Source organism: Caballeronia sp., assembly GCF_028292365.1.
In the GTDB taxonomy this organism is placed as follows: domain Bacteria; phylum Pseudomonadota; class Gammaproteobacteria; order Burkholderiales; family Burkholderiaceae; genus Caballeronia.
Genome location: NZ_JAQGMM010000670.1, coordinates 1 through 4,978, shown reverse-complemented (window position 1 = coordinate 4,978; position 4,978 = coordinate 1). Strand labels below are relative to the sequence as shown.

Genomic DNA, 4,978 nt, shown 5'->3' with positions numbered 1-4,978 from the left:
GCACCGCGTTGAGGACCGCCGGCACGGACGCGCCGCGAGTCCCGAGCGTCGGGCGTAACGACGACATGGCCGCGAGGCCCGTGTCCGTGCCGATCACGCCCGCGAGCGCCAGCAAGACCACGCCGATCACCGTGCCGGTCACGATGGCCGCAAGCGCATGCGGCAGCGACATGCCCGGCACGAGCAGCGCGCCGGCCTGCGCCACCAGCAAGCCGATGCCGAGTGAAAACCACAGCGCGAAGGCGTCCGATGTGCCAAACGCACGGCGCGCGGCGGGGACCGGCAGAAGCGGCGCGTAAGTCGATGCGCCGGTTTCGCCCGACGTAACCATCGTGTTCTCCGAAGTATTCCCTTGTCCCATTCGCGTTTCGTCCTTATCTGTAGGGCTTGGCCCGGTTCATGCGCGTTTCTTCGGTTCGTCCGCGGCTGTCATAATCACCCATTGCGGCTCGATTCGCGTTTTTTCGAGGTGAAACGTCCATTTTGAAGCAGCAGCGGCGTCCGTCTCGAAAAGCGCACGATTATCGCTGTCTTTACCCGAACTGCACTACCCAGATCTACCAGACCTATTTGGAAACCCTCCAGAGCGCCATGTTCGAAGAAAACCGTGCCAATGTTCCGCTTGCCGAGCGTCTGCGTCCTCGCACTATCGACGAGGTTATCGGCCAGAAACACCTGCTTGGCGCCAGCAAGCCGCTGCGTGTCGCATTCGAGTCCGGCGAAGCGCATTCCATGATCCTCTGGGGGCCGCCGGGCGTTGGCAAGACGACGCTCGCACGCTTGATGGCAGCGGCGTTTCATGCTGAATTCATCTCTCTGTCGGCAGTGTTGTCGGGTGTGAAGGACATTCGCGAGGCGGTCGAACTGGCGCAGATTCATCGGGCGAACGGACATCAGACGCTGGTGTTCGTTGACGAGGTGCATCGATTCAACAAGAGCCAGCAAGACGCGTTCTTGCCGCACGTGGAGTCGGGCTTGTTCGTGTTCGTGGGCGCGACGACCGAGAATCCATCGTTTGAGGTGAATAGCGCGTTGCTGTCGCGAGCGGCCGTTTACGTGCTGAAAAGCCTCGAAGCGAGCGAACTGACCGAGTTGCTGGACCGCGCGCAGGGCGAACTGGGCGGCCTCACGTTTACCGATGATGCCCGCGACGCGCTGATCGGTTCCGCCGACGGCGACGGCCGCAAGCTCCTCAACAATCTCGAGATTGTCGCGCGGGCGGCGGCGCAGCAGAAGTCGACGCATATCGACGGGGCGTTGCTGGGCAGCGCGCTCGCCGAGAATTTGCGTCGTTTCGATAAAGGCGGCGACGCGTTCTACGACCAGATCAGCGCGTTGCACAAGTCGGTGCGCGGCAGTAATCCGGACGCGACGCTTTACTGGTTTTGTCGAATGCTCGATGGCGGCGCTGACCCGCGGTATCTGGCGCGGCGCATCGTGCGCATGGCATGGGAAGACATCGGTCTCGCCGATCCTCGCGCGGGCCGGATTGCGCTCGATGCCGCCGAAACCTATGAACGGCTGGGTACGCCAGAGGGCGAACTGGCGTTGGCGCAGGCGCTGATTTATCTGGCGGTCGCGCCGAAATCGAACGCCGGCTACAAGGCCTATAACGAGGCGCGGCAGTTTGTCGGCAAGGATCAGTCGCGCGGGGTGCCGGTGCACTTGCGCAACGCGCCGACGAAGCTGATGAAGGAGCTGGGCTACGGGCATGAATACCGTTATGCCCACGATGAACCCGACGCGTTTGCGGCAGGGGAAACGTATTTGCCGGACGGCATGCGCGATCCGCACTGGTACGAGCCGACGCCGCGCGGGTTGGAAGGCAAGATCGGCGAGAAGATGGCAAGGCTGGCCGAGATGGACGCGCAATGGCGGCGTGAGAATAAGACTGGGAAAAAATGATCTCGGGCGCTCTGAAGCAGACATTGTTGATGAATGGCGCCGCAAGCAATTTCAAGACAGGTTTTTCTGCAACGGAAAACGCGTTGAACGCCATGCCCGACGGCTAACGTGGCCATCGCGCGCCAATAACCCTTCGGTGCTGAGCTAAAATCGCGGATTCGCACCTACTAAGAACCGGCCCTGCCATGCTCGACATTCAACTTCTGCGCAAAGACCCCGACGCTGTCGCCCAGCGCCTGGCCCAACGCGGCTACACCCTCGACGTCGCGGCTTTCGCGGCACTTGAAACCGAACGTCGCGAGATCCAGACGCGGACCGAAGAACTGCAGATGCGTCGCAACACGTTGTCGAAGCAGATCGGTGCAATGAAGGGCCGTGGCGAAGACACGGCTGCGGTGATGGCGGAAGTAGGCGGAATTGGCGACACCATGAAGGCGTCGTCGGCGCAACTCGACGACATCCAGAAACGCCTCGCCGACCTGATGCTTGGCGTACCGAACCTGCCGCACGAAAGCGTGCCGGTTGGCCGGGACGAGACGGAAAACGTCGAGCTGCGCCGCTGGGGCACCCCGCGTTCGTTCGATTTCGAGGTGCAGGATCACGTCGATGTTGGTGCGCCGCTCGGCCTTGACTTCGAGACCGGCGCCAAGCTCTCCGGCGCGCGGTTCACGCTGTTGCGCGGGCAGATCGCGCGGCTGCATCGCGCGCTTGCGCAGTTCATGATCGACACCCATACCGAGCAGCACGGCTATACGGAGGCGTACACGCCGTATATCGTGAATCCGGAAATTTTGGTCGGCACGGGACAGTTGCCCAAATTCGCGGACGACATGTTTCGGGTGGAGAAGGGCGGCGAAGAAAACACGGTCACGCAATACCTGATTTCGACCTCCGAGATTTCGCTGACGAACACGGTGCGGGAGAGCATTCTCGAAGCCTCTGCGCTGCCGGTGAGGCTCACGGCGCATTCACCCTGCTTCCGCTCTGAAGCAGGCTCATACGGTCGCGATACGCGTGGCCTGATCCGCCAGCATCAGTTCGATAAGGTGGAAATGGTGCAGGTTGTGTCGCCGGAAAAATCGTACGACACACTCGACGAAATGGTCGGACACGCCGAAGCGATTTTGCAGAAGCTTGAACTGCCGTACCGCGTGATTACGCTGTGCACTGGCGACATGGGATTTTCAGCGTCGAAGACATTCGACCTGGAGGTCTGGCTGCCGGCGCAGAACACCTATCGCGAAATCTCGAGCTGTTCGAACACCGAAGCGTTCCAGGCTCGCCGGATGCAGGCGCGGTTCCGCAATGCGCAGGGCAAGCCCGAATTTGTTCATACATTGAATGGCTCGGGACTGGCGGTAGGGCGCACGCTCGTTGCGGTGCTTGAGAACTTCCAGAACGCCGATGGATCGGTGACGGTGCCGGCGGTTTTGCGGCCGTACATGCGGGGTGTCGAAAAACTGGAAGTGCCGAAAGCGGAATGAGCGGCGGACTGAGTGGCGCCGTGAGTCGGTGTGTTGTAACCGGCTCACGAAAAGGGGTTGGAAATCGATTCCGAGTCGTCTATAATCTTTCTCTTCGCTGAGCATCGACCCGCTCAGCGAAGGCCGCAAAAGAGCAGTAACGAAGTAAGCAACAAGCAGCAAAGCGGTTGCAGTAAATGGAAAGGTGGCAGAGTGGTCGAATGCGCTGGACTCGAAATCCAGTGTACGTTTAGGCGTACCGTGAGTTCGAATCTCACCCTTTCCGCCAAATTCAAAAACCCCCGCTGATCGAAAGATCAGCGGGGGTTTTGCCGTTCTACTGCCGCAGGAACGTCTCGTAGGGTGCGCGACTGAACTATCAATTTCACCCGCGGCGCTCCACGCTCAGCACTTCGGCAGCAAACGTTCTATGTCGAAGGTCGATTTGCCATCAGGATTCCTGCCGGCCGAGCTTCGCGACAGATTATTCGATGTCCGGCAGGCCCAATTGTCAGGTTTCTCAATACTTGGCGTCGGCCGGGTTGACCAGTCATCGGCACCAGATGCGGGCATTGGGGCGGTCGCCGGCTGCGACGTCCCTGTAATCGAGGGCGATCGATACACGTGAACAGGCGTCACGGACAGCGAGAGGGGATTGTCGGCGGGCGGCGTGACCGGTTGGGTAGTCTGGGCGTTTGCTGCGGAGCAAAGCCATCCGGCAGTCACTGCTGTGGCCAGCAAGCTGCCGCGGAGGTAGAGAGCGAGGTGGTTCATGCGTGCACTTCCGTTGTGAGAATCCGATGGCAGTCACGGCCGCGACGGGGCACATCCGGGCAAAGTCGAACCGTTTTGTGAAACGAGAACGTGAATTCGCTTATTCAGCCTAATTGGGATCGCCGTTGTATCAGTATTCGGTTTAATTCGTTAATTCGTTTCATTCTGTTGAGTTAATCGCGTAGGCGTGGGATTGATCGTGCTGCGAATTGATCACAAGACCATCGCAACCTTTCTTCCCGTGAGACGCTTGCGAATCAAAAGTCGACAAATAATAACGTCACAAATATAACCAAGAGCGCTCCGAGTGGTCGCGCCCGTCCTTGAAATCCAATCTTTCGCTTTGTTGCAAAATTCATCTTAAAGAAATGCCGTGAATCTTATTAACAATGAATGTGCACGAACGTGGCAATTAGCGTTGCTTTTCAATCCAACGAAGTTTTTTGCTGCACTGGTCATCCCCTGACCGGCATTTCGTACGCTCAAGCAAACGAGTTCGCCAGTCCCTACGCCGGTGTCGCAGTCGAGAAAGTTGGTCTGACGCGTCGGGCATCGCCAACGTCAAGTCCCGTGCCACGACTTCCCCCGGCCTGAACGCAGGCTATGATTCGATGTAAAGCAGTTTGTGATTGGCGCAGAAGCGTTTGCGGACTTCTACTACGGTTCAACCACCCTTAAGGACTACGGCGTGGATCTCAAGGTCGGATGCCATTCAACACGATCATGCATTACACACGTTTAGGTATGACTGGAACCTGACCTAATGCGCGTCTCCACGGCAGCGTTGGCGTTGAATATAAATTCGTGAAATTATTCAGCATCCCGGCTCAATGAAC

3 protein-coding genes and 1 tRNA gene are annotated in these 4,978 nt (G+C 58.9%); 3 read left to right on the top strand and 1 reads right to left on the bottom strand.

The genetic code is table 11. The annotated features are described in order from the left end of the window. On the bottom strand, positions 1-331 hold a 331-nt coding region (locus JWR14_RS38275; RefSeq protein WP_299720009.1), incomplete at its 3' end, for a cytosine permease. A 260-nt stretch (positions 332-591) separates the two neighbouring features. Between JWR14_RS38275 and JWR14_RS38270 the strand changes: the two genes are divergently transcribed. The 3 genes from JWR14_RS38270 to JWR14_RS38260 all read left to right on the top strand — a co-directional run bounded on the left by JWR14_RS38270 (position 592) and on the right by JWR14_RS38260 (position 3,657). Beyond that, complete coding sequence (locus JWR14_RS38270; RefSeq protein ID WP_299720007.1) at positions 592-1,905, top strand: replication-associated recombination protein A; 1,314 nt, start codon at positions 592-594, stop codon at positions 1,903-1,905. A gap of 185 nt (positions 1,906-2,090) precedes the next feature. Next, positions 2,091-3,389, top strand: a complete 1,299-nt coding sequence (gene serS, locus JWR14_RS38265; protein WP_299720005.1) for a serine--tRNA ligase — start codon at positions 2,091-2,093, stop codon at positions 3,387-3,389. A 178-nt stretch (positions 3,390-3,567) separates the two neighbouring features. Then, positions 3,568-3,657 (top strand) — tRNA-Ser (locus JWR14_RS38260). Positions 3,658-4,978: the final 1,321 nt, after the last annotated feature.

Excerpts from the sequence above, each read along its gene's own strand:
- JWR14_RS38270 (WP_299720007.1), top strand. The coding sequence starts at position 592 with ATGTTCGAAGAAAACCGTGCCAATGTTCCGCTTGCCGAGCGTCTGCGT.
- serS (WP_299720005.1), top strand. The coding sequence starts at position 2,091 with ATGCTCGACATTCAACTTCTGCGCAAAGACCCCGACGCTGTCGCCCAG.